This is a genomic window from Natrarchaeobius chitinivorans, from assembly GCF_003841505.1.
Taxonomy (GTDB): Archaea; Halobacteriota; Halobacteria; order Halobacteriales; family Natrialbaceae; genus Natrarchaeobius; species Natrarchaeobius chitinivorans.
Genome location: NZ_REGA01000020.1, coordinates 77,071 through 97,779, shown reverse-complemented (window position 1 = coordinate 97,779; position 20,709 = coordinate 77,071). Strand labels below are relative to the sequence as shown.

General features: G+C 64.5%; 19 protein-coding genes and 1 pseudogene. 9 read left to right on the top strand and 11 right to left on the bottom strand.

Annotated elements, in window-relative coordinates; all coding sequences use genetic code 11:
- Positions 1-219 precede the first annotated feature (219 nt).
- Positions 220-1,173 (top strand): AAA family ATPase, encoded by a 954-nt coding sequence (locus EA473_RS18570; protein ID WP_124197133.1) that lies wholly within the window; start codon positions 220-222, stop codon positions 1,171-1,173.
- A 64-nt stretch (positions 1,174-1,237) separates the two neighbouring features.
- Here the strand turns inward: EA473_RS18570 and EA473_RS18565 are convergent, their stop codons facing one another.
- From EA473_RS18565 to EA473_RS18550, 4 genes are read right to left on the bottom strand one after another with little or no spacing between them, the layout of a single operon-like run.
- Complete coding sequence (locus tag EA473_RS18565) at positions 1,238-2,842, bottom strand: DUF7519 family protein (RefSeq protein WP_124197132.1); 1,605 nt, start codon at positions 2,840-2,842, stop codon at positions 1,238-1,240.
- Positions 2,839-4,419, bottom strand: coding sequence for a DUF58 domain-containing protein (locus EA473_RS22870; protein WP_243645311.1), 1,581 nt, complete (start codon positions 4,417-4,419; stop codon positions 2,839-2,841). The genes EA473_RS18565 and EA473_RS22870 overlap by 4 nt, the downstream gene beginning before the upstream one ends.
- Positions 4,416-5,189, bottom strand: coding sequence for a DUF7269 family protein (locus EA473_RS18555; RefSeq protein ID WP_124197131.1), 774 nt, complete (start codon positions 5,187-5,189; stop codon positions 4,416-4,418). The genes EA473_RS22870 and EA473_RS18555 overlap by 4 nt, the downstream gene beginning before the upstream one ends.
- The gene (locus EA473_RS18550) at positions 5,186-7,003 is read right to left on the bottom strand and encodes a hypothetical protein (protein WP_124197130.1); all 1,818 of its coding nucleotides are present in this window, start codon (positions 7,001-7,003) and stop codon (positions 5,186-5,188) included. Before EA473_RS18550 ends, EA473_RS18555 begins: the two co-directional genes overlap by 4 nt.
- Positions 7,004-7,347: 344 nt before the next feature.
- On the opposite strand from EA473_RS18550, the gene EA473_RS18545 reads away from it, so the two are divergent.
- Positions 7,348-7,608, top strand: coding sequence for a hypothetical protein (locus EA473_RS18545; RefSeq protein WP_124197129.1), 261 nt, complete (start codon positions 7,348-7,350; stop codon positions 7,606-7,608).
- 84 nt (positions 7,609-7,692) lie between these two features.
- Here the strand turns inward: EA473_RS18545 and EA473_RS18540 are convergent, their stop codons facing one another.
- A complete protein-coding gene (locus tag EA473_RS18540) occupies positions 7,693-8,151 on the bottom strand; it encodes a TRAM domain-containing protein (protein WP_124197128.1) in 459 nt (152 codons plus the stop codon).
- Positions 8,152-8,359: 208 nt separating this feature from the next.
- Here EA473_RS18540 and EA473_RS18535 point away from each other — a divergent pair, with 208 nt between their 5' ends.
- The 3 genes from EA473_RS18535 to EA473_RS18525 all read left to right on the top strand — a co-directional run bounded on the left by EA473_RS18535 (position 8,360) and on the right by EA473_RS18525 (position 11,015).
- Positions 8,360-9,151 (top strand): electron transfer flavoprotein subunit beta/FixA family protein, encoded by a 792-nt coding sequence (locus EA473_RS18535; protein ID WP_124197127.1) that lies wholly within the window; start codon positions 8,360-8,362, stop codon positions 9,149-9,151.
- Positions 9,148-10,101: an electron transfer flavoprotein subunit alpha/FixB family protein gene (locus tag EA473_RS18530; protein WP_124197126.1), complete on the top strand. Its 954-nt coding sequence runs from the start codon at positions 9,148-9,150 to the stop codon at positions 10,099-10,101. Before EA473_RS18535 ends, EA473_RS18530 begins: the two co-directional genes overlap by 4 nt.
- Positions 10,102-10,172: 71 nt before the next feature.
- Complete coding sequence (locus EA473_RS18525; RefSeq protein WP_124197125.1) at positions 10,173-11,015, top strand: polyprenyl synthetase family protein; 843 nt, start codon at positions 10,173-10,175, stop codon at positions 11,013-11,015.
- 42 nt (positions 11,016-11,057) lie between these two features.
- On the opposite strand, the gene EA473_RS18520 is transcribed toward EA473_RS18525, so the two are convergent.
- Entirely contained in the window at positions 11,058-12,170 is a 1,113-nt protein-coding gene (locus EA473_RS18520) for a DUF373 family protein (protein ID WP_124197124.1), read from the bottom strand.
- Between the two features lie 158 nt (positions 12,171-12,328).
- Between EA473_RS18520 and EA473_RS18515 the strand changes: the two genes are divergently transcribed.
- Positions 12,329-13,324, top strand: coding sequence for a radical SAM protein (locus tag EA473_RS18515; RefSeq protein ID WP_124197123.1), 996 nt, complete (start codon positions 12,329-12,331; stop codon positions 13,322-13,324).
- Positions 13,325-13,623: 299 nt separating this feature from the next.
- On the opposite strand, the gene EA473_RS18510 is transcribed toward EA473_RS18515, so the two are convergent.
- Genes EA473_RS18510 through EA473_RS18500 form a run of 3 tightly spaced genes read right to left on the bottom strand, consistent with a single transcriptional unit; the run spans position 13,624 to position 15,640 of the window.
- Complete coding sequence (locus EA473_RS18510; protein WP_124197122.1) at positions 13,624-14,058, bottom strand: arsenate-mycothiol transferase ArsC; 435 nt, start codon at positions 14,056-14,058, stop codon at positions 13,624-13,626.
- A 6-nt stretch (positions 14,059-14,064) separates the two neighbouring features.
- A complete protein-coding gene (arsB, locus tag EA473_RS18505; RefSeq protein ID WP_124197121.1) occupies positions 14,065-15,246 on the bottom strand; it encodes an ACR3 family arsenite efflux transporter in 1,182 nt (393 codons plus the stop codon).
- The gene (locus tag EA473_RS18500) at positions 15,239-15,640 is read right to left on the bottom strand and encodes an ArsR/SmtB family transcription factor (RefSeq protein WP_124197120.1); all 402 of its coding nucleotides are present in this window, start codon (positions 15,638-15,640) and stop codon (positions 15,239-15,241) included. The genes arsB and EA473_RS18500 overlap by 8 nt, the downstream gene beginning before the upstream one ends.
- Before the next feature lie 230 nt (positions 15,641-15,870).
- Between EA473_RS18500 and EA473_RS23270 the strand changes: the two are divergent.
- Positions 15,871-16,089 (top strand): annotated as a pseudogene (locus EA473_RS23270) (arsenic metallochaperone ArsD family protein); the annotation flags it as partial.
- 266 nt (positions 16,090-16,355) lie between these two features.
- Here the strand turns inward: EA473_RS23270 and EA473_RS18490 are convergent.
- Positions 16,356-17,618 carry a helix-turn-helix transcriptional regulator gene (locus EA473_RS18490; protein WP_207890215.1) on the bottom strand — a complete coding sequence of 421 codons (1,263 nt, stop codon included), beginning with the start codon at positions 17,616-17,618 and terminating at the stop codon, positions 16,356-16,358.
- Between the two features lie 201 nt (positions 17,619-17,819).
- Between EA473_RS18490 and EA473_RS18485 the strand changes: the two genes are divergently transcribed.
- Positions 17,820-19,064 (top strand): DUF7096 domain-containing protein, encoded by a 1,245-nt coding sequence (locus tag EA473_RS18485; protein WP_124197119.1) that lies wholly within the window; start codon positions 17,820-17,822, stop codon positions 19,062-19,064.
- Positions 19,065-19,290: 226 nt separating this feature from the next.
- Positions 19,291-19,800 carry a type IV pilin gene (locus EA473_RS18480; RefSeq protein ID WP_243645309.1) on the top strand — a complete coding sequence of 170 codons (510 nt, stop codon included), beginning with the start codon at positions 19,291-19,293 and terminating at the stop codon, positions 19,798-19,800.
- A 166-nt stretch (positions 19,801-19,966) separates the two neighbouring features.
- Here the strand turns inward: EA473_RS18480 and EA473_RS18475 are convergent, their stop codons facing one another.
- Entirely contained in the window at positions 19,967-20,590 is a 624-nt protein-coding gene (locus EA473_RS18475) for a methyltransferase domain-containing protein (protein WP_124197118.1), read from the bottom strand.
- Positions 20,591-20,709: the final 119 nt, after the last annotated feature.

Here is a 20,709-nt window from a genome sequence, read left to right as displayed (position 1 = left end):
CCCCGCCGGTCTCCTCCCATCACTCGCCCATCTCAGCCCATGCCCATAACTTCCGTCACTCATTAAGCTCTCTCGAACGACAGCGAGCCTCCCGACTCGAGCGATTCGGGGGCTTTCGAGGTCGTCGTACTGCCATCGGTTGGTTCCTATTTGACAACAACTGACACATCTCGAGGCGAGGCCAAACGCTATATGGGCGTCGGGAAACTGGTCGACTCCATGAACGTTGCCGAGGCCGCCGAGACGTGCGACGCCGTCTTCGAGGAGATCGAGACCGCTGTCATCGGCGAACGTGACCTCTTCGAGACGATCCTGACGGCGGTGGTCGGAGAGGGCCACGTCCTCCTCGAGGACGTCCCCGGAACCGGCAAGACCCTCACGGCGCGGACGCTCGCGACGGCGCTCGACCTCGAGTTCAGCCGGATTCAGTTCACGCCGGATCTGCTCCCGGCGGATATCACCGGGACACACGTCTACGACGAACACGCCGGCCGGTTCGAGTTCGAGGCCGGCCCGATCTTCGCGAACGTCGTGCTGGCCGACGAGATCAACCGCGCGCCGCCGAAGACCCAGGCCGCGTTGCTCGAGGCGATGGGCGAGAAACAGGTTTCTACCGGCGGCGAGACCCGCGCGCTGCCGGAGCCGTTTTTCGTCATCGCGACGCAAAACCCCGTCGAGCAGGAGGGAACCTTCCCGTTGCCGGAGGCACAGGTCGATCGCTTCATGGTGAAGACGGCGATGGGGTATCCCGACCGCGACGGCGAACTCGAGTTGGTAAACCGGCGGGCGAGCCGGCGGGCGCGGACACCCGACGTCTCCCGCGTCGTCGACCGGGAGTCGGTGCGTGCGCTGCAGTCGGCCCCCGAATCGGTCACCGTCGATCCGGAGCTTCGGGAGTACGTCGTCGACGTCTGTCGAGGCACGCGCGAGGACGAACGGGTCGACGTCGGCGTCTCGCCGCGGGGAATCCAGCGACTGTTCGAGGCGACGCGGGCCAGAGCGGCGATCGTCGGTCGCGACTACGTCGCGCCGGAGGACGTCCACGCCGTCGTCCATCCGGTGCTCGACCACCGGATCGTGTTGACGACGGAAGCCGACGTCCGCGGCGTCGATCCGCACGCGATCGTCGAGAGCGCGTTGAACGGCGTCCCGGTTCCCTCGATGGGGGAGTGAGCCTCGAGCCGGAAAGCGAGTCCGCAATCCCGTAATCGAGACGTTAGCCCGAGGGGGCGAGAACTCAACCTCGAAGCGACCACGCGACCAGAACGACCGCGAACAGCCCCGTTCCGAGGGCGATCGCCGCGGACGTCGGATCGGTGACCGGCGTCGTCGTCCCGACCCACCGATAGAGGACGATCGTCCCGCCGGCGACGACCGCGCCCGACAGCGCCGTCCCGACGACGTGGACGAGTTCCGCCCGGAGCGTGTTCGCGTCGCGTCCCAGTTCGGTCCGGATCACGTCGGCGTACTCGCCGACGTCCCAGAGGACGAACGCGCCGACGGCGGTGACGATGGCGAGTTCGACCCGGTCGACGACGGCGAGCCCGATCGCCAGCACGAACACCGATCCCGCCGCCAGCGCGCCGCCGATCGCCCGGCCGGGGAGGATCCGGAGCGCGCGCAACAGCGTGACGCTGTACAGTACCGCCGAGAGTGCGGTCAGCGCGACGACGAGGACCGCCGCCGCCAGCGCGAACGGCGGGAGCGAGGCGACGAGGTCGACGACCGAGGGTGGGGCCGTTCCCGCGAGCGCCGCAGCGAGCTCGAGGTCGGGACCGACGAGCGACAGTACGAGTGCGGCGACGACGGCGATCAGGGCCGCCCCGATGGCCGGTCCGCTCACCCGTGCGATCGCGAGGGCGACGTTGTGATGCAGCGTCCGTCGGCCCCACTCGAGGGCCGCGAGCGAAAGGGCTGCGATCAACAGCGCGACCAGCACGAGTCGGAGCGCGGAGAGCGTGACGACCGTCGCGAGAGCCGTTCCGACGGGTGCGGGGACGATCGTCGCGACCTCACGTGGCGTCGTCGGAAACTCGAGGAACCGGTCGGAGACGGCCGGCACGACGAACGCCGCCAGTGCGAGGACGATCGCGATTCGGACGGCGTACGAACACCCGCGGCGGGCCGCCTCGACGGCGTCGTCGAGTCGGTCGGCTCGATCCGGCGGAACGAGTCGCTCGAGCGGGAGGGACGCGAGGGTCGAACTGACCGACAGAGCGCTCGCGAACAGCAAGACGGCAAACCAGACGAACGCCCACGAACCGTCGGCGACGACGAGGACGGCCCAGACGGTTCCGAACACGTCGGCCGCGGCGTCGCCGGCCCGCTCCCGGACCGTCGACTCCGGAAGGACGCGCACGACGACGAGGGCGACTACCCCCGCAGCCGCCAGCATCGCGCCCGTTCCGCCGTGTCCCGCGCCGCCGTCGCCGAGACGCCGCCACGACACCAGCCCGGAGGCGAGTCCGGCGACGACGAGTGCCCAGACGGTGACGCCAGCGAACAGTCCGACGCCGCTCGAGACGACGAGCGCGCCGGCCAGAACGACCGGCAACACGATCAAGAGCGCAGCGGGGACTGCGACGACTCCCCCGACGGCCCGGACGAGCGGCCGTTCGCTGGCGAGTAAGACAGTCGCGACGGCTCCCGCCAGCCCCGACGCCGTCGCGAACACCGCGAGACCGACGCCGACGAGCGCCGACCCGACCACGACGGCGACGAGCAGGGTACAACAGATCGTGGCGACGTCGCTCGCCGTCGGCCGCGAGAGCGCCATTCGAACGCCGGCGATCCCCGAGGACAACAGCGATCTTCCGTCCTCGAGGACGGTTCTCCCCGTCATCGGCGATCACCTCGAGGTCCCCGTCGACCGGTCCGCGGGTTTCGAGTCCCCGCTTTCGACCCGCCGGAACCCGTCCCCGACCGAAAGACCCGCGCCAGATCGACCGAGATCGGATCCTCGAGGTGCCAGTCGACGACGGCCGCGCCGATCCCGCGAAGCTCGTCGATCCTGTTCGTTCGCACGAGGCCGGCGATCCGGGCACCCGTACCGACCGACGACGAGCCGACGCCGGTCGTCAGGTCCGGCGTGACGACCGTCACGTCCCGTCCGCGAGTCCGCAGCGTCTCGACGAGGTCGACCGCGGCCCGATCCGAAAGCGGCGTACAGAGGACGACCTGCGCTCGGCGGGGAAGCCGCCGCTCGAGGTCGGCCACGAGCGAAGCACCGCTGGTCGTCGACGCACCGTCAGTCGTCGAAGCGCCGTCGGTGGTCGAACTGTCGTCGCCGAACCCGTCGTCGCCAGTCGGTTCGTTGTCGCCAACTGATCCCTCCCCGTCGACCGACCCACTCTCGCCAACTGACCCGTCCTCACCGACCGGTCCGCCGTCGGTGACGGGCGTGTCCGCAGCCGCGTCGGACCTGCCGTTCGATCCCCTCCTCGAGCGGGACCGACGCGTCGAAGAGGATCGACGACCGTCGGCCGTCGGCGGTCCGCCCTCACCCTCGTGCGCGTCGTCCAGTCGCCGTGTGACGTCGCTTTCGGCGGAGGGAGAAATCCAGGTGTCGCCCGAAAGCGTCGCCACGCCGGTTCGGTTGCCGTCCTCGAGCGAGGCGACGACGCCCCTCGAGGCGGCATAGAGCGTCAGGTCGAACGAGTCGGGGCCGTCGCCGACCGCCTCGCGGTGGACGCCGTCGCGGTCGTCGACGACGAACACGACCGTCACCGCCCGCTCCTCGCGGTACTCGACGGTCGCGAGGTCGCCCGTGCGAGCGAAGCGATGCCAGTCGATTCGGTTGATGGGGTCGCCGCGTCGATACTCCCGCGTCGAGAAGAACTCGATGCCGCTTCCGCCGTCGTCGGTGGGTGTCTGTCCGACGAACTGGATCGTCCGCTCCTGGACCGGAAACGAATCGAGCACCGTCTCGCAGGCGAGTTCGGCGTCCCCGCCCGGCTCGATGTCATCGGTTACGACGGTCGTCGCCGACAGCGAACGCAGCCTGACCGTTACGGAACCGAACGCGAACTCCCCGCGGGGCGGCGTCAGTTCGTACTCGTAGCTGACCGTCTCGCCAGGTCGAATCGCGCTCGCGAACGCGGGCGATCCGTCGGTAACGGGGACACCAGCCGGCGGTTCGTCGGCGATTCGAACGTCGGAGACGACGCTGTCGCCCTCGTTGGTCACCGAAACCGTTGCCGTTACCGGCTCTCCCGGACGGACTCGAGAGTTGTCCAGGTGACGCTCGACCCGAAGATCTGGGTCGGGATCGGCGCTCACCTGCCCGACGAGGACGAAACCGAGGGCGACGATGGCGAGGAAAAACAGCGCGGAGATCCCGAGTGCGACCGCGAGCAGCGACGAAACCAGCGCAACCACGAGCGCACCCTGCCACCGTGCCCGTCGAATCGGATCCGTCACCCGTCGTCCCCTCCCGCCGCCTCGTCGTCGGCGTCGGCGTCCAGTTCGCAGACGGCATCGTCCCCCTCCTGTTCGACCGTCGGCGGTTCGATCGCCGCAGCCGACTGTAGCGATTCGATCTCGTCGATCGTCCGCTCGAGGCTCCGGGAGAACGGATCGCTCGCGGAGACGAGATCGAACATCCAGAGCCACAGCGGCGTCGACGGCCCCCCTTCACCCGACAACAACGCCGACGCACGAGGGTCGTCGGTCCACGTCCCGGTTTCGATCGCCGCCGTCGCCTCCTCGTCCGTGACGCCGGCCCGGTTTGCGTACGCCGTCACCGCGATCGATCGAAGGGAGCCGACGAGTTCCTCCCGTGCACTCGAGCGAACCTCGCGATCGCCCTCGTAGGCCGTCGCGCGGTCGACGTACCGATCGAACGACGCGCCGACGGTCGATCCTCGCTCGAGCGACGGTCCGGCATCCCTCCGGTTTCGACCGCCGCCCGGTCGCCCCGTTGCGCTCGAGTCGTTCGATTCGACAAGCGGATCGATCGAACTCCCCCGCAGTTTCCCGACGATTCCAAGCGTCGGGGCGAACAACACGAGCCCGATCGTCGCGAGAAGGACGACGACGCCGGGATCGACGACGTCGAGGACCGACCGGAGCGCCGGGACGACCTCGAGGACGAGCGCGGGACGGACGGCGAAGAGCGATCCGACGACGAGGGAGACACCCCCGACGAGCGTGACGACGACCAGTCCCCGACGTGACGGCATCCGGCTCATTCGTCGGACGCCTCCGTCGACCCGGTGTCGGACTCCTCGCCCGCGTCGCCGACGAGTTCGGTCCGGAGTCGGTCGTGGGCAGCGGTCGTCGGATCGACGTATGCCTCGGGATCTCGAGCGCCGTACTCGACGTCGCGAAACGCGCCGGTGATCGTCTCGACGGGATCGGACGGCGCGCCGGCCCGTTTCGCACTGCGTGCGACGTCGGCGGGCGTCGCCGTCGCGACCCGCGATCGATACATCGACGACGCGTCGATCACGTCCTCGAAGGCTTCCCTGATCCGTTCGCGTGCGCCGATCTGGGAATCCGTCGCCGGGACCTCCTGAGCGTTCCCCCCGTCGCCGTCGAACACTCCGAGCGACGAACCGGTGTCTCGAACCCGCAGACGGACCGATCCGACGACAGCCACTATCCCCGCGAGGACGAGCCCCGGCAACTCGGCGATCGACCGAACTCCGCGAAGCGCCCCCACCGCACGCTCGAGGGCCTCCGAACAGGCGACGACGCCAGCCATGACGGCCGAGACGACCCGTCCGGGAATCGCCTGCAGCGTCCCGATCGGGTCGTCCCACGCGTAGAGGACGTAGCCGACGATCGGAAGCGCGAGCGCGAGGACGGCCGCGAGGAGAGTCGTGGTCGAGGGGGCCGAAACGGCGTCCTCGAGCGTGGATTCACCGCCCGCGTCGGGTTCGTCCGGCCCGCTCGATTCGGCAGTGCTGGTCGCCGCTTCGTCCTCATCGCTCGCCCCGTCCGGCGGTGGATCGTCGAACTGCTCGGCGTCGGTTCGGGCGTCGCCACCCTCGAACGCGTCGTCACCCACCGCCGCGGCGTCGCCACCGGTCTCGGTCTCGTCGCTCCCGGCGGTGGAATCACCGTCCTCGAGTTCCGCGTCGCCGTCCCCGAATTCGGCCGCACCTCTCGTGAAGTCGTCCTGGTCCCCGTCGGGGTCGGCTCCCGTGAATTCGTCCTCGGCTCCCGAAACGCCCCCATCACCCATGTCCGGCCCGTCGCCTTCCGGTTCGTCCTCGAGGTCGGCCGTTTCACCGGACTCGAGGTCTTCCATTTCACCGGGCTCGAAGTCGTCCGCGAGCGTGCGTTCCTCGTCGTCTGCTGTCAGTTCGTCCGCGGTCGTCCCGTCTTCGTCCGGGAACTCTCCTCCGCCCAGTCTCTCCTCCCCGACGCCCGCCTCGAGGGCATCTGGATCGTCCTCCCCCGTCAGCAACGCGCCGAACTCGCCACCCATGCCGCTTTCGGCGGATTCGCTTTCCCCCGCCCGTGTCTCTGCGTCGGCGGGTTCGCCCTCCTCGAGTCGTTCTTCTGCGTCGGCAACTTCGGAACCGGCGAACTCACCGGCAGCTGGCTCGTCGGCACCGGCCAACCAGTCGCCGCCGATCGCCGAAAACAGCGTTGCGAGTCCGTACAGCGCGCCGCCCGCGATTCGTTCCGCGGTTCCGGACTCCCCGTCGGCGAACTGCGCGTCTCCGCCCGGCCCGCCCTCGAGAGCGGTGGTGTCACCCCCATCACCGGGACCACCCGCCGACGCCTCGCCGGTACCCCCGTGGTCGGCAGTCCCCTCACGATCACCGCTGTCGTCCCGACTCTCGAGCGAGTCGGCCGGCGACCCGTGGCTCTCGGCCGACTGGAAGCCATCCTGAGCCGTCGGTTCTGCGGATTCGTCCGTGAGAAGCGTGTGCGCAGGAGAGTTCCCCGCCAGCATCGGCATCGCACTCGCCGCGAGCAGGAGTCCGCCGACGGCACAGACGACGGCGACCGCTGCGAGGAGACGCCGTCCGGCGTTCGATCCGGCTGCCATTAATCGGGTTGTACTTTGCGAAACTCGCATTTACCTCTTGTTGCAGCGGCGTCTTCCGCTCTCGTCCGAATTCACGCGAAAGCATAACGTGACATCGTTTCATACGGTCTGCTATGAGTCTTTACCGGTCGATCGCAGAACGGTGGGCGATCGACCGGCAATCAGCATAGCAAACTGTATCAGACGGATTGCTCGTCGATGTGCCAGCGCGACTGCAGGAAAGTCGCGATTGCGCCGGAATTAACGATCCGTCCGAAACAGTGGCTTTGTTCCACCGGAGCTGACTGTGTGACACCTCCATCGAATTGACACGACATAAATACTCACACGGATCGTGTTAGGTAATGGCAGAAGTCCCCGCTCGCGAAGCACTGGAGTACGCAACCAGTGACGAATTTCTCACGTTGTACGGCGGATTCCTCGTCTCCTGGGCGTTGCTCGCGTTCGAACGGATTACACGCGGTATCTTGCCCGTTCGCATCCCGCTACTCGAGAGTCTCGTTTCGTCGGGTATCGTCGTCCTCTCGGCAACCGTGTTCGTAATCACGGTCGTTGCAATCCTCCACAAAGTGGCGATGGATTGCCGCCGAGAAGAAGCGAATTGAAAATAAGCGAATCGACGGTAGCCCCGCCGCGAAAACCACTAACTGTGACTGTCCAGGTCCGACGAGACACCGCCTCGAGGGCGGTCAGGAGCCCCAGAAGTTCTCTCGACTGCCGAGTTGTTCGCGCTGTTCGCGGAGACTGCCCCTTCCGTCAGATCCGTCCGTTCGCCCGCCGTCCGACTCGTCCTCCTCGGCGTCCTCGTCTTCGTCGATCGAAAGGGTCTCGAGTTCCTCCGCGCGTGCGTGATTGCTGTGAACTCGCGTGATTTCGACTCGAGCCCGAGTCTCGGGGAGGAGACCGTCGACCATGATGATGAACCCGTCGTCGGTTCGACCGACGCCGGCACCACTTTCGTGCATGTCGACGACGTCGATGACGACCTCCTCGCCGGGTTTCACCGGTTGTGTCTTCAGATCCTCGATCGGCTGGCTGTAGTGGTTGCACCACTCTTTGCCGCCCCGATCTCCGTAGTGTTGACACCCCATTCCGGAGATCCGTTCGGAAAAGCTCGGACAGTCGTCGGCGAGTGGACAGTCTGCCATACCCGTAATACCGGAGGCGACGTTAAACCGTTTCCGTCTCGGTACGACCGCCTCGAGCGGTCTGTGAAACGAACTGTGTGTCTCCGCGACCGATCGGTTCGGCCGACGGCCGACGGCTGTCGGATCCCCTCGACGACCGGCGGAAAACGGCGAACACCGGAACCGGAGTTTCGAAAACGTTTACGGGAGCGACGTTGGAGCAATATTGATGAAGATTCTCGTTCCGGTCACGGAAGTCACGACCGTCGAAGACGAGTTCGAGATCGAGGGCACCGCCATCGCCGATCGCTATCTCGGTGCCGACCTCAACGAGTGGGACGAGTACGCCATCGAGGAGGCCGTCCAGCTCCAGGAGGCCGGCCTCGCCGACGAAATCGTCACCGTCACCATCGGTCCCGACGACTGCGAACAGACCATTCGACAGGCCCTCGCGAAGGGCCCAGACCGCGCCATCCGCGTCTGGGACGACGCTCTCGCCGACGTCGATCTCCTCGACGTCGGCCTCAAATCCCAGATTCTGGCCGCCGTCGTCGACGCCGAGGAGCCAGATCTCGTCCTCTCGGGCGTCCAGTCCGGCGACGACAGCTTCGGCGCAACCGGCGTCACCCTCGCCGACGCCGTCGGCTACGAGTGGGCCGCCGTCGTCAACCACCTCGCCCACGACTTCGACGACGATACCGCCTCCGTTCGACGCGAACTCGAGGGCGGCGTCGAGGAGCTGACCGACGTCGAGCTTCCCGCCGTGTTGACGATCCAGACCGGCATCAACGAACCCCGCTACGCCAGCCTCCGGGGTATCCGGCAGGCCCAGCGCAAACCACTCGAGGTGCAGGATCTCGCCGACCTCGGCATCGACGCCGACGGCCTCGAATCGGCGCTCACCCTCGAGGAGATGGCCGAACCCGAAAGCGAGACCGACGTCACCGTCTGGGAGGGCGACGCCGACGAGACCGCCGCCGAACTCGCTGACTTGCTCCGCGAGAAGGGGGTGGCACAATGAGCGCCGTTCTCGCGGTCGCCGACCACCGCCGCGGCGAACTCAGAGACGTCAGCTACGAACTCCTCACCGCCGGCAGAGCCCTCGCCGACGACGTCGGCGCCGACCTCCACGTCGCCGTCATCAGCGGCACCGTCGACGACTTCGCCGCCAAACTCGACCGCGACGGCGTCGACGCCGTCCACACCGTCGACTACGGCGAGGAGTTCGACCACGGCGTCTACACCCAGACCACCGTCCAGCTCGCCACCGAACTCGAGGCCCAGTACGTCCTCACGCCCAACAGCGTCAACGGGCTGGACTACGCCCCCGCCGTCGCCTCACGCCTCGACGTTCCCATCGTCACCGATACCGTCGCCCTCGAGAGCGATGGCGACGAACTGCGCGCGACCCGCGAGATGTACGGCGGCAAGGTCGAAACGACCGTCTCGCTGTCCGGACCCGCCGTCGTCACCATCCGCGGCGCGGAGTGGCCCGCCGCCGAGGGCACTGGCGACGCCACGATCGAGGCGTTCGACCCCGACATCGACGAAGATGCACTGGGCGCGACCGTCACCGGCTTCGAAGAGGTCGCCGGCGGCGACGTCGACATCAGCGACGCCGACGTCCTCGTCTCCGTCGGCCGCGGCATCGACGAAGAAGAAAACCTCGAGCTCATCCACGAACTCGCCGACGCGCTCGAGGCGACGGTGTCGTCCTCGCGCCCGATCGTCGACAGCGGCTGGCTACCGAAGAACCGACAGGTCGGCCAGTCCGGGAAAGTGGTGACACCCGACGTCTACATCGCGATCGGCATCTCCGGAGCGGTCCAGCACGTCGCCGGCATGAAAGGCTCGGAGACGATCGTCGCGATCAACACCGATCCGAACGCGCCGATCATGGACATCGCCGACTACGCCATCCAGGACGACCTCTTCGACGTCGTCCCCGCGCTGACCGAGCAGTTCCAGTAAACTGGCCCTGACCGCACGGTGGCGCTTTGCGAACCGTCACCTACTTTTTCACCCCCTCCCAAGAACCGTCAATGGAACTTCTGGAGCGCCGCCGGGCGCTGATTGAAGAGCGTCTCGCCGAAATCATCGACGGGGTCGATCCCGAGACGCTCAACGAGGAAGTCCGTCACGTCGCGCTCTCGGGGGGCAAACGGGTTCGACCGATGGTCACGATCCTCGCCTGCGAGACGGTCGGTGGAACGGCCACTGACGCGACCGATTTCGGCGTCGGTATCGAACTCGTCCACAACGCCTCGCTGGTGATCGACGACATCATCGATCGATCGGAACTGCGACGTGGGACGACCAGCGCGTGGGCCGAATTCGGCCACGGGCCGGCGATCGTCACCAGCGACGGACTGCTCGGTGAAGCGTTCGCGCTCTTTTCGGCGAACCCGGACGCCACTCGAGTCGTCGCCGAAGCGATGGTCGAACTCGGCGTCGGCGAGGCGACCGAACTCACCTCACAGCCGGAAAACGAAGCGGAGTACATGACGCTCGCGAGACGAAAAACCGGGTCGCTCTTTCGAGCTGCGGCCGAACTCGGTGCGATCGCCGCCGACTCGGATCCGTTCACCGTCGAAACCCTCGGCGAGTACGCAGAACGCGTGGGGATCGCCTTTCAGATCAGAGACGACGTGTTAGACGCGGTCGCCGACTCCAACGAACTCGGCAAGCCCACGGGCCACGACGCCGCACTCAAGCGGCCGTCAGTCGTACAGGTAACCGACCTCACACCCGACGAGGCGAACCGCCGGGCGCGTGCCGAGGCCGACCGAGCCATCGACGCCCTCGAGCAGGTCGACGCGGCCGATCCGGAAGCGAAGGCGTACTTACTCGAGTTGGCCGAGTTCGTCGTCGAACGCGAGCGATAGGGTTACGCAGTCTGAAATTTCTGCAGTAGTCGTTGCATCGGATCACGCGCTCTCGGGACGACGCGCGTCCCGGTCGTCCGAATCCGAGAATCGGGACTCGACGATCGCGAACGCGAGAGTGCTGACGATTCCGAGGAGTGTGCCGGCCGTCAACGCCGTCGCGAGGTAGGTGACGTCGACGCGATCGAGGAAGAACGCACTCACCGCGTGGAGAACGAGCGCCATCGAGAGGACGTAAAACGGCGCGTTGAGGTAGCGCCACTCGAGGGTGTCCGCGATGTACTCGTCGGTGATCTGACCCAGACTGGTCGTCACGCCGGCCGCGGCGATCCACTGGATCGAGCCGTAGACGAGCGCGGCGACGGTCGCGAGCGCGCCCGCGTCGCCGACCGCCGACTCGCGTACCGCCTCGAGTTCGTTCACCCCGCTGACGCCGCCGAGGACTACCAGCGCGGCGGCAACCACGTACGCCAGCAGCGTCGTCCGGCCGGCGTACAGCGAGCGGCGGCCGCGTTCGACGGCGCTATCGAGACGGTCACCGAGGCCGAGTCCCCGCGAGATGAGATAGAGGCCGAGAAGCGCGGAGGTCGTTCCGAGCACGAATCCCGGCAGTTCGAGGGCGCTGCCGATCAACGCGAGCGGGTAGATCAACAGGAGGATCCCCAGCGGTATGAGAACGGTACCCCGCGTTTCGGGGTCGTCGAGCACCTGCTTGATCGTGTAGTACATCGACTCCAAGTTCTGGGCCTGACGGACGACGACGCGGCGGACGCCGTCGATCGGGACTCGAGATCTGATGATCGGGATGACGGATTCGTCCTGTGCGCCGTCGGTGATCACCAGTGCGGTGACGTCCTCGGCGGTCGAGAGACTCGCGAGGACCGTGTCGACCTCGTCGCCGACTTCGCGGTTGGCACTGACGTCGTCTTCTTCGTTTCCGGTGACGACGGCGACTTCGACGCTCTCGTCGCGCTCGGTGAGGTCGTCGTAGACGTGCAACCCCTGGAAGATGACGTTGACGTCCGAGTCCTCGGGATCCGCGGTCGCGAGCGCGACGGCCGCCTCTTCGACGGGGTCGCGGCCGATAACCGGCGTCGAGAAGCCGGTCTTTCGCCCGAGGTCGTCGTCGAGGTCGACACACAGGACCAGCAGCATCGACTCGAGGTTGGAGACGACGCTATATCCTTCTTCTGGAGGAAAAACTCGCCACCAGCGGTCGCTCGTCCGAGAGCGTGATGGATCGATTGCTCGAGAGCCGAAACCGACGATCGTTTCGCACGGCTTTTGAGGCTCGGCCGGCTACGTGTGCTCGAATGATCTCCAGGGGCTGTGAGCAGTGTGCGAAAGGTGGCAAGATGGTGCTGTTCGTCTACGGCTACTGCGACCAGCGCGACTGCTTTTACTGCCCGCTCGGGGAGAACCGAAAGAACGTCACCGACGTCTACGCCAACGAACGCCGCGTCGAATCCGACGACGACGTCCTCGAGGAAGCCCACCGAATGGACGCACTCGGTACCTCGATCACCGGCGGCGAACCCCAGGAAGCCCTCGACCGGACCTGTCACTACCTCGAGTTGCTCACGGACGAGTTCGGCGAGGATCACCACACGCACCTCTACACCGGGATCACCGGCGGTCGAGAGAACATGCGTCGGCTCTCTGAGGCCGGCCTCGACGAGATCCGATTCCACCCGCCGCTCGAACAGTGGGGCGACCTCCACGGAACCGAGTGGGAGGAGATCCTCTATATCGCCCGCGAGGAAGGGCTGACTCCGGCGTTCGAGATTCCCGGCATTCGTCCCGAAGCGGAGTTCCTCGAGTTCTTAGACGAGGGGGCAGCCGACTTCTGTAACGTCAACGAGTTCGAGATGTCCCAGGGCAACTACCGCCGGATGCAAGAGAAGGGATACGAGCTCAAGGAAGATCACATGAGCGCCGTCGACGGCACTCGCGAGGAGATCCTCGAGGTGATGGGCGATCACGAACGGGTCTACTTCTGTACGTCGGTGTTCAAAGACGCCGCCCAGCACCGCCGCCGACTCAAGCGCATGGCCCGCAACGTCCGCCGGGAGTTCGACGACGTCACCGACGATGGGACGCTCGTCTACGGGAAGACCCACACCGACCCTGACCGTTTCGTCGAACTCGGCGTTCCCGAAGAGTTCTACACCATCAAGACCAACCACGTCGAGGTCGCCTGGTGGCTGCTCGAGGAGATGATCGAGGAAGGTGACCTCGAAGACGGAGAAATCGTCGAACAGTATCCGAGTTACGACGGACAGGTGGTCGAGCGAACGCCGCTGGCGTGAGCTATTTCGCTTCTCCCGCGAACGAGCGCCGCGAGTGAGCGGGCTTTTTGGTGCAGATTTTTCGAGAAGCGGTGAGTGAGCGTCGCGAACGAACCCGACGAGAAAAAGGTGCATGTGCCAGGTGGTCGAGCGAACGCCGCTTGCGTGAGCTATTCGCTTCTCCCGCGAACGAGCGCCGCGAGTGAGCGGGCTTTTTGGTGCAGATTTTTCGAGAAGCGGTGAGTGAGCGTCGCGAACGAACCCGACGAGAAGTTGTCGAGAGCGATACTTTCGGGGTACCGACTCTTCTAGAGGAGTTCCTACGTCGATTCGATTTCGTCGAACAGAACGGTCACGCGTCGTTCGATCTCCTCCCGGATTCGACCAACTTCAGTAGCCGACTTCCCGTCCGGATCATCGAGATCCCAATCGCGGTTCTCGCCTGCCCATCCAGCAGGACAGACATCATCAGCTGAACAGCCCATTGTGATGACGTACCCGCTGTCTTGGATCTCCTCGAACGTGGCTTCACGCGGGGTCCGCTCGGAGATATCTATATCGACTGCGTGCATCGCCCGAACGACCTCGTCGTGAACACTGTCGGCGGGTTTCGTTCCACCAGTTACGAGGTCGATCTCGTCCGACAATCCTCGGTCTGTTACTTCGCGCTGGGCGAACGCATACGCCATCTGTGAGCGGCCCGCATTCTGAACGCAGACGAAGGCGATACGAATTCGATCCAACGATTCGGTCATACGCAATCAGTCATCGACCGTTTTCGACGACGTCACGTCATCGTCCGTTGGCTTCGTACTCTCGAGCCGTCCGGTTTCGTACCCACTCCAATCGAATCGCTCCTGGAAGTAGATAGCAACGTACACCAACGCGAGCAGGACGGGCACCTCGATCAGCGGCCCGATAACGGTCGCGAAGGCGACGCCGGAGCCAACGCCGAAGACGGCGACGGCGACCGCGATAGCGAGCTCGAAGTTGTTCGAAGCGGCGGTAAAACCGATAGCGGTCGTCGTCGAGTAATCGGCCCCGATTCCCCGACCCATTCCGAAGCTCACGAGGAACATCACCACGAAGTAAATCGTCAACGGGATAGCAAGCCACACCACGTCGAGCGGCTGTGCGAGTATGTTGTCACCTTGCGTTGCGAACATCACGATAACGGTGAAAAGCAGTGCAATCAGCGTGAGCGGGCTGATATTCGGAACGAACATCTCCTCGTACCACACCTCGCCCTTCGAGCGAACGCCACCCAGACGGGTCACGATACCGCCTGCGAACGGAATACCGAGGAAGATCGCGATTGCCCAGAACACCTGTGTGACGGTGATGTCGAACTCGCCGATCCCGGCAACCATCGCTTCGAGTCCAAGAATCGGGGGCAAGAAGAGCGCGAAGAACCAGATGTACACCCCGTAGGTAATGATCTGGAAGACGCTGTTGAACGCGACCAGTCCGGCGGCGTACTCACTCGAACCGTCGGCGAGGTCGTTCCAAACCAGCACCATCGCGATACAGCGGGCCATCCCGATGAATATCAACCCGAGGAAGTACTCGGGACGGGCCGGGAAGACGGGGACGATACCGCTGAAGAAGACCACCGCGAGCGCGAACATCAGCGTCGGACCGATGAGCCAGTTTTGAACGAGGCTCAACGAGAGAACACGCCACTGTGAGAATACCCGCGGCAACTGTCGGTAGTTGACCTTCGCCAGCGGCGGATACATCATCGCGATAAGGCCGAGTTCAACGAGGTAATACTCCTGAATCGGGTCGACTACCGACGGAGCGACGGAGCCGAGTCCGACACCGATCGCCATCGCGAGGAAGATCCAGACGGTCAGATACTTATCGAGGAAGTCCATCGACCGCGGATCGCCGCAGTTCGGACAGTCACAATCCGGCCCGTGGTCGTGGTCGAGATCACTCATCGACGATAACGCTCCCTTCGAGGACGGTGACGAGCGCGACGGCCCGATTGGTCGCCCGATACTTCTTCCAGCGGCCGTCCTTCCATCCCTCGACGAGACCCGCATCGACGAGCGTCGAGAGGGCGTGGCTGAGGCCACTCTCCGTTACGTCGACGACGGCGTTCAGTTCGCAGACGCAGAGTTCCTCGTTTGCTGCAACGAGGACGCGAACGAGAGTATAACGCGTCTCGTTGGACAGTGCCGAAAGCACGTCGAGTTCAGCCTCGGCGCGTGCCGTGGCGAGTCCGGCCTCGAGCGTTGAGAGTTCGTCGAGTCGGCGCTCGACGTCCTCGCTGCGACACTCGCCGAGTTCGTCGTCGAGATACCGCTGTAATCGTTTAGTCGCTTGTGCCATTAGCAGTCACTTGATTACTCTCTCAATTAGATGTTGCGGAAGATCCTGCTGAGAGAGTAAGTAACACACCATCGAGTGTCTAAGCCACCCACAATCGCCAGGTAAAGGCGATCCGAAGTACTCGCCCAAGAACCCGAGATGAGTTTCAGTTGAACTCAAACTAAATTAGAGATGGTGAATTATGACCATGACTCCGCTGGCAGTCGGAACGGTAACCGAGGAAACCACAAATGATGGAACGTACACCGTACGAAGAAGCGACGTGCTGCTCGACGGGCGTCTGCGGCCCTTACCCCGACGACGAACTCGTCGAGGTCAGCGCTGCGCTCGACAAACTCGAAGAGTAGTTCGATATCGAGGTATCGAGAGCGAACATGCAACACGGCATCGACCGGGTTCTCGAAACCCAGCGGATCGCCGATCTAGTCGACGAACCCGGCCCACGACTCTATTGTTTCTTCGGGATCCGCTATCGTAGCCAGTGGAAGTCAATGCACACCTGATCGCACGACGAGAGCGCGGTTCGGAGTGAACGTAGTGAGCGAGAACCGCGGACTGGCGAGCGGGGAACGACCCGTGAGCTGTGCGATGGGGTGTGTAACTAGTTCCAGTTGTTACTATAATACGCCGTTGACAGGGGTTGGGTGGAGCGATCACGTCTTCGATCAGAAGCGACAAGTGGGCGGTCGGGTTTCGCCGGAACTTTCGAACGAGATCAATCGATTTCGGTCGGATCGACTTCCGGAAGCGTGATGAGATTCTCGCGGCCGATGCGGAGCTTCTCGATCTCGTCGTCGTCGTCCATCTTGGAGAGCAGTTGCGAGACTTTGGCGTTCGACCAGCCGGTTTCTTTGACGATGTTGGCCTGTTTCATCCGACCGCCGTTTTGTCGCAGCAGCCGGTGAACACGCTCTTCGTCGCTCAACAACTCGAGATCGACGTCGTCGGGTTCCTCGTCGAACTCGACGCTCGCCCCGGACACCCCTGCGGGGTTCGGGTCTGCTCCTCGTCTCGTGTCGGCTCCGTCGGCGGTGGACGGTTCCGGCGAAACGTCGTTCTGGCCGGCGTTTTCCGATTCATACCGATCAGGAATCGGAAGCCACTCGGGGAGCGCGTCCGACGACTGTTGTCTGCGATAGAGCAGGTAGCCGGCTATGAGCACGGCGATCGCACCGGCAATCAGCGGTAACAACTCGGCAGGGACGAAATCCGCTGATCCGGCCCCGCGCAGGAAGACGATCTCGAGTTCGCCTTCTTCGAACTGGTGTGGTCCCTCCCAGGAGAGTTGTGTGGGCGTCTCGAGGCCGTAGTTCGGCGGCGATTCGATGACGAGACGCTGGTTCTCGTCGAGTTGCATTCCGATGCCGGCGGACGGGTCCAACGCGTCGCCGAAGTAGATGCGGTCGTTCTCGACGGTCGCGAGGTTGGTCCACGTAAACGAGTAGGAGATCACGCCGATTCGAACGTCTTCCTCGAGGTTTTCGTCCTCGTCGGGGACTTCGATTCGGGGTTCGTTCCAGCCGGCGTCCTCGAGTGCCATCTCGCGATCGGTCGCTTCGGCTGCGTTCTGGACGAACGGTTCGAACTGGGACTCGTCGTAGCCTGCGTCGCGTTCGCCACGTGTGACGGCTGTGGCGTATTCATCGAAGAGTTCCTCGTCTTCGTCGTCGGTCAGGAGGTATCGGCTCTCGACCGTCCAGTGCGTGTCGCCGTCGTCGCTGATGTTGATCCGAATGACCTGTGCTGGATCAGCCGGCGAGAGCGGATCGGATGCCGACAGCGACGCGTGGCTAGTGCCGGACCCCTGGGGAGAGGACGGAGTGAGTGATGGCCGTTCGTCCAGGGAATGGGTGCCGAGAGAAGATGCCGGTTGCACCTCGGAGGTGGAACCGGCGGGCGATGTGGCTCCCACCACCCCGAGCGAAGACGTAACGAGGAGGGCTGTGAGGGCGAGTGTGACGGCGGTGGACAACCGCATGCGTATCAACGGGTGGTTTCCCGGGGGAAAAAACCCTTTCCATACACAAATAAAACGTTACTACCGGTTGTGAAGGCTCTCGAGCACTGAGGATCGCTTTTCACGCCAGTTCTAGGCGCCGTTGACTCGGTTCGAAGCTATCGGTTCACCGTCGACTCGAGTACGCCCCCCTTTTGTATCAGGAGCCCGTACGGTGGGTCGATGAACAGCGCGACTTCTGCCCTCCTCGCGTTGCTTCTCGTCTGCTCGCTCCCCGCGATGACCCTCGTCGCTGCAGATCCAGGCAGCGGTACAGACAGCGAGCCCGACGGAAGCCTGCAGGACGAAACCGTTCAACGAACGCCGGTCGAAGTGAACGACACGACGAACCGGCTCCTGCTAACCGATCCGGTCCGGACCAGTTACGTCACGCACGGTCCGGACCTCGGCGCGACGTTCGCAAGCGGCAACGACGAACTGCGGATAGATCACGAGCGGTACATCGTCGACAGCCGGTTCGACGATGCCGATCCTGACGAGCGTGCCGACCTGCTCGAGAGGGAGTACGACCGCCTCACCGATCGTATCGAGGAACTCGAGGAACGCGAACGGACTGCCGTTCGGGAACACGCAAGCGGCGAGCGATCTGACGCCGAACTGGTTCGAGTACTGTTGCGAAACCACCACGATGCGACGGCCCTCCTGACCGATCTCGAAATGCTGGAAGATCGTACGGCGCAGGTCCAGGGGTTCTCGCTGTCTTCCGACGAGGTTCGGAGTAATAGGGCAAGCCTCGAGTTCCATCACTCGCCGGTCCGAGCGGAGCTCGTCGCGGCAAGTCGCGTGTCACAATCCGACGAGCACTACGACGTACAGGTCCAGACGACTCAGACCGGATACCGACTCTCGAGTCTCGAGCGATCCACCTACCTGACCGAAACTGTTCGATTCGACAACCGCGATCCGAATTCAGGGGACCAGTTCGGCGATCACGCCCCGAACGAGTACCCTGCTGCGGACTACGCGGTCGAACTGTATCCGTGGGCTGCCAGCCAGGGTCCCCCGCACATCGTCACTCACGGCGACATCTATAACGTCTGGTTTACACTGGACGGTCTCTCGCTCGACCTGTACTTCGACGGCGGGGCCGGCGAAGTCCATCGTGAACTACAGGAGATATCGGTCGGGACGCTCCCGATCGAATCGAACGAGAGCTGGTCCGACGACGGCCTCGAGCTCACGCTCAATGAGACGCCGGCGAACGGACCGGCCGAGGTTATCGTTACCGATTCGACGACGGGCGAACCGGTTTCGGCGACGATTACCGTAGACGAGTACGAACTCGGCGAGACTGACAGGGACGGTTCGCTCTGGATTCTCCCACCTGCCGACACCTACGAACTATCGGCCGAAGCGTCGACGGGAACGGTGAACGCGACGGTGCCGGGTAGCGATAGGAGCCACTGAACGTCACTGCACGCCTGATCGCATGACGGCCACGTGGCTCGGAACGAACGGGGGGAGTGAGAACCGTACGGAATGAGTGAGAACCGCGGATACTACGATCGATGTGTGAATCGTTTCAGTTGGTAGTATAGGAGCACTGATCGGTTCCCCGCTCGAGCGCGCTCGAGGGCACCTGCAGTTACGATCGACCGCACCTTTATAACCGAAACCGCGTCCAGAGCGGCCCGTGAGCGAACAGATCCGCGATCGAACCGACGGCGGTTACGGTTCCGAGCGGAGCCGGGGGGTCAACCCGGTCGTCGGCGTCGCCGTGTTGATCGCGATCACCGTCTGTCTGGCGGGAGTTCTCGCAGTCGGTGCAGCGTCGTGGTCGCTCGAGGCGACGGGACCGGATGCGGCGTTCGATCTCTCGGTCGACGGCGAGACGGGCGAAGTCGCGATCGGTCACGTCGCCGGAGACTCCATCGACGTCCGGAACCTCTCGCTCGTTATCGCGGTCGAGGGAACCGAACTCGCCGACCAGCCGCCGACCCCGACCGTTGGCGCGCCGGGATTCCAGGGGACTCCGACGGGACCGTTCAACGAACAGGCAGATCCGGAGTGGCGATCCGGCGAGCGGGCCAGCGTGTTCGTCGCGGACACGAACGATCCGCGACCGTCGGCCGGTGACTCGGTGACCGTTCGACTCGTCGTCGACGACCAGCGGATCGCAGTTCTGGAGACGACGGCGACGTAGCCCAGGGCCTCGAGACGGCGGGGACGGGGATACAGTAGTGCAGTTGTGGCAACAGGACTCGGACGGATTGCCGCTTCAATCACCCGGTTGAACCGGGTTGCCATCTCAATCGCCCGGTCGGACCGGGGACCCGCGTTCGCACAGCAGTGGCGGACGACAGACCGTATCACTCCGGTGCGCGGCCGATCGTCGTGATCGCTACGTCCGGGTCGTAGGACGGCCCCATAAATGCGTGTTTGACGTCCTCGAAGCCGGCCGTCTTGAACATCCGATCGGCCTCGTACTCGTCGTAAAAGAGCATTATCGAGTCTGCAAGCTTCTGTGCGAGAAGGCTATCCGGGTAGTTCGGTCCGACGACCAGTACCTGTCCGCCGGGTTTCAGCACGCGGCGAAACTCCCGGAGTGCGAGAATCGGGTTCGGCCAGTACTCGATCGATCCCGACGACCAGACGACGTCGAACGTATCGGTCGCGAACGGGAGGCGTTCGGCGTCGCCGCGGTGAAACTGGACCGGCGGCGCGCGCTTGCCGAACTTCCGGTAGGCCTGTTCGAGTTGGTGTTCGCTCTGGTCGAGCGCGTACACGTCGTCGACGTGCTCGAGCAGCCCCTCGGTCGCAAAGCCGGTGCCGCAGCCGACGTCGAGGACGGTCATCTCCGGCTCGAGATCGAGGAGGTCGAGTGCGTCCGCTCGCATCTCCTCGTTCCAGATGAAGGGGTTGACCTGGTCGTACACCTTCGAGAGGTACTTGTAGAACAGCCGGGCCCGGGCCTTGTTCTCGAGAACTCCCATCGGGGCAGCGTTTCGCGTCGATCGGGATATGTCTACTGTTCCCGTCCCCAGCGGGCGATCCCAATCGACCACTACCGTTCTCGCGAGGCGGCTGGGTTTCGACTCACTTTCGCAACTAC

Bases quoted from the DNA above. Each gene is read 5' to 3' on its own strand.
- EA473_RS18570 (WP_124197133.1), top strand. From the start codon at position 220: ATGAACGTTGCCGAGGCCGCCGAGACGTGCGACGCCGTCTTCGAGGAG.
- EA473_RS18565 (WP_124197132.1), bottom strand. From the start codon at position 2,842: ATGACGGGGAGAACCGTCCTCGAGGACGGAAGATCGCTGTTGTCCTCG.
- EA473_RS18555 (WP_124197131.1), bottom strand. From the start codon at position 5,189: ATGAGCCGGATGCCGTCACGTCGGGGACTGGTCGTCGTCACGCTCGTC.
- EA473_RS18550 (WP_124197130.1), bottom strand. From the start codon at position 7,003: ATGGCAGCCGGATCGAACGCCGGACGGCGTCTCCTCGCAGCGGTCGCC.
- EA473_RS18545 (WP_124197129.1), top strand. From the start codon at position 7,348: ATGGCAGAAGTCCCCGCTCGCGAAGCACTGGAGTACGCAACCAGTGAC.
- EA473_RS18540 (WP_124197128.1), bottom strand. From the start codon at position 8,151: ATGGCAGACTGTCCACTCGCCGACGACTGTCCGAGCTTTTCCGAACGG.
- EA473_RS18535 (WP_124197127.1), top strand. From the start codon at position 8,360: ATGAAGATTCTCGTTCCGGTCACGGAAGTCACGACCGTCGAAGACGAG.
- EA473_RS18530 (WP_124197126.1), top strand. From the start codon at position 9,148: ATGAGCGCCGTTCTCGCGGTCGCCGACCACCGCCGCGGCGAACTCAGA.
- EA473_RS18525 (WP_124197125.1), top strand. From the start codon at position 10,173: ATGGAACTTCTGGAGCGCCGCCGGGCGCTGATTGAAGAGCGTCTCGCC.
- EA473_RS18520 (WP_124197124.1), bottom strand. From the start codon at position 12,170: ATGCTGCTGGTCCTGTGTGTCGACCTCGACGACGACCTCGGGCGAAAG.
- EA473_RS18515 (WP_124197123.1), top strand. From the start codon at position 12,329: ATGATCTCCAGGGGCTGTGAGCAGTGTGCGAAAGGTGGCAAGATGGTG.
- EA473_RS18510 (WP_124197122.1), bottom strand. From the start codon at position 14,058: ATGACCGAATCGTTGGATCGAATTCGTATCGCCTTCGTCTGCGTTCAG.
- arsB (WP_124197121.1), bottom strand. From the start codon at position 15,246: ATGAGTGATCTCGACCACGACCACGGGCCGGATTGTGACTGTCCGAAC.
- EA473_RS18500 (WP_124197120.1), bottom strand. From the start codon at position 15,640: ATGGCACAAGCGACTAAACGATTACAGCGGTATCTCGACGACGAACTC.
- EA473_RS18490 (WP_207890215.1), bottom strand. From the start codon at position 17,618: ATGCGGTTGTCCACCGCCGTCACACTCGCCCTCACAGCCCTCCTCGTT.
- EA473_RS18485 (WP_124197119.1), top strand. From the start codon at position 17,820: ATGAACAGCGCGACTTCTGCCCTCCTCGCGTTGCTTCTCGTCTGCTCG.
- EA473_RS18475 (WP_124197118.1), bottom strand. From the start codon at position 20,590: ATGGGAGTTCTCGAGAACAAGGCCCGGGCCCGGCTGTTCTACAAGTAC.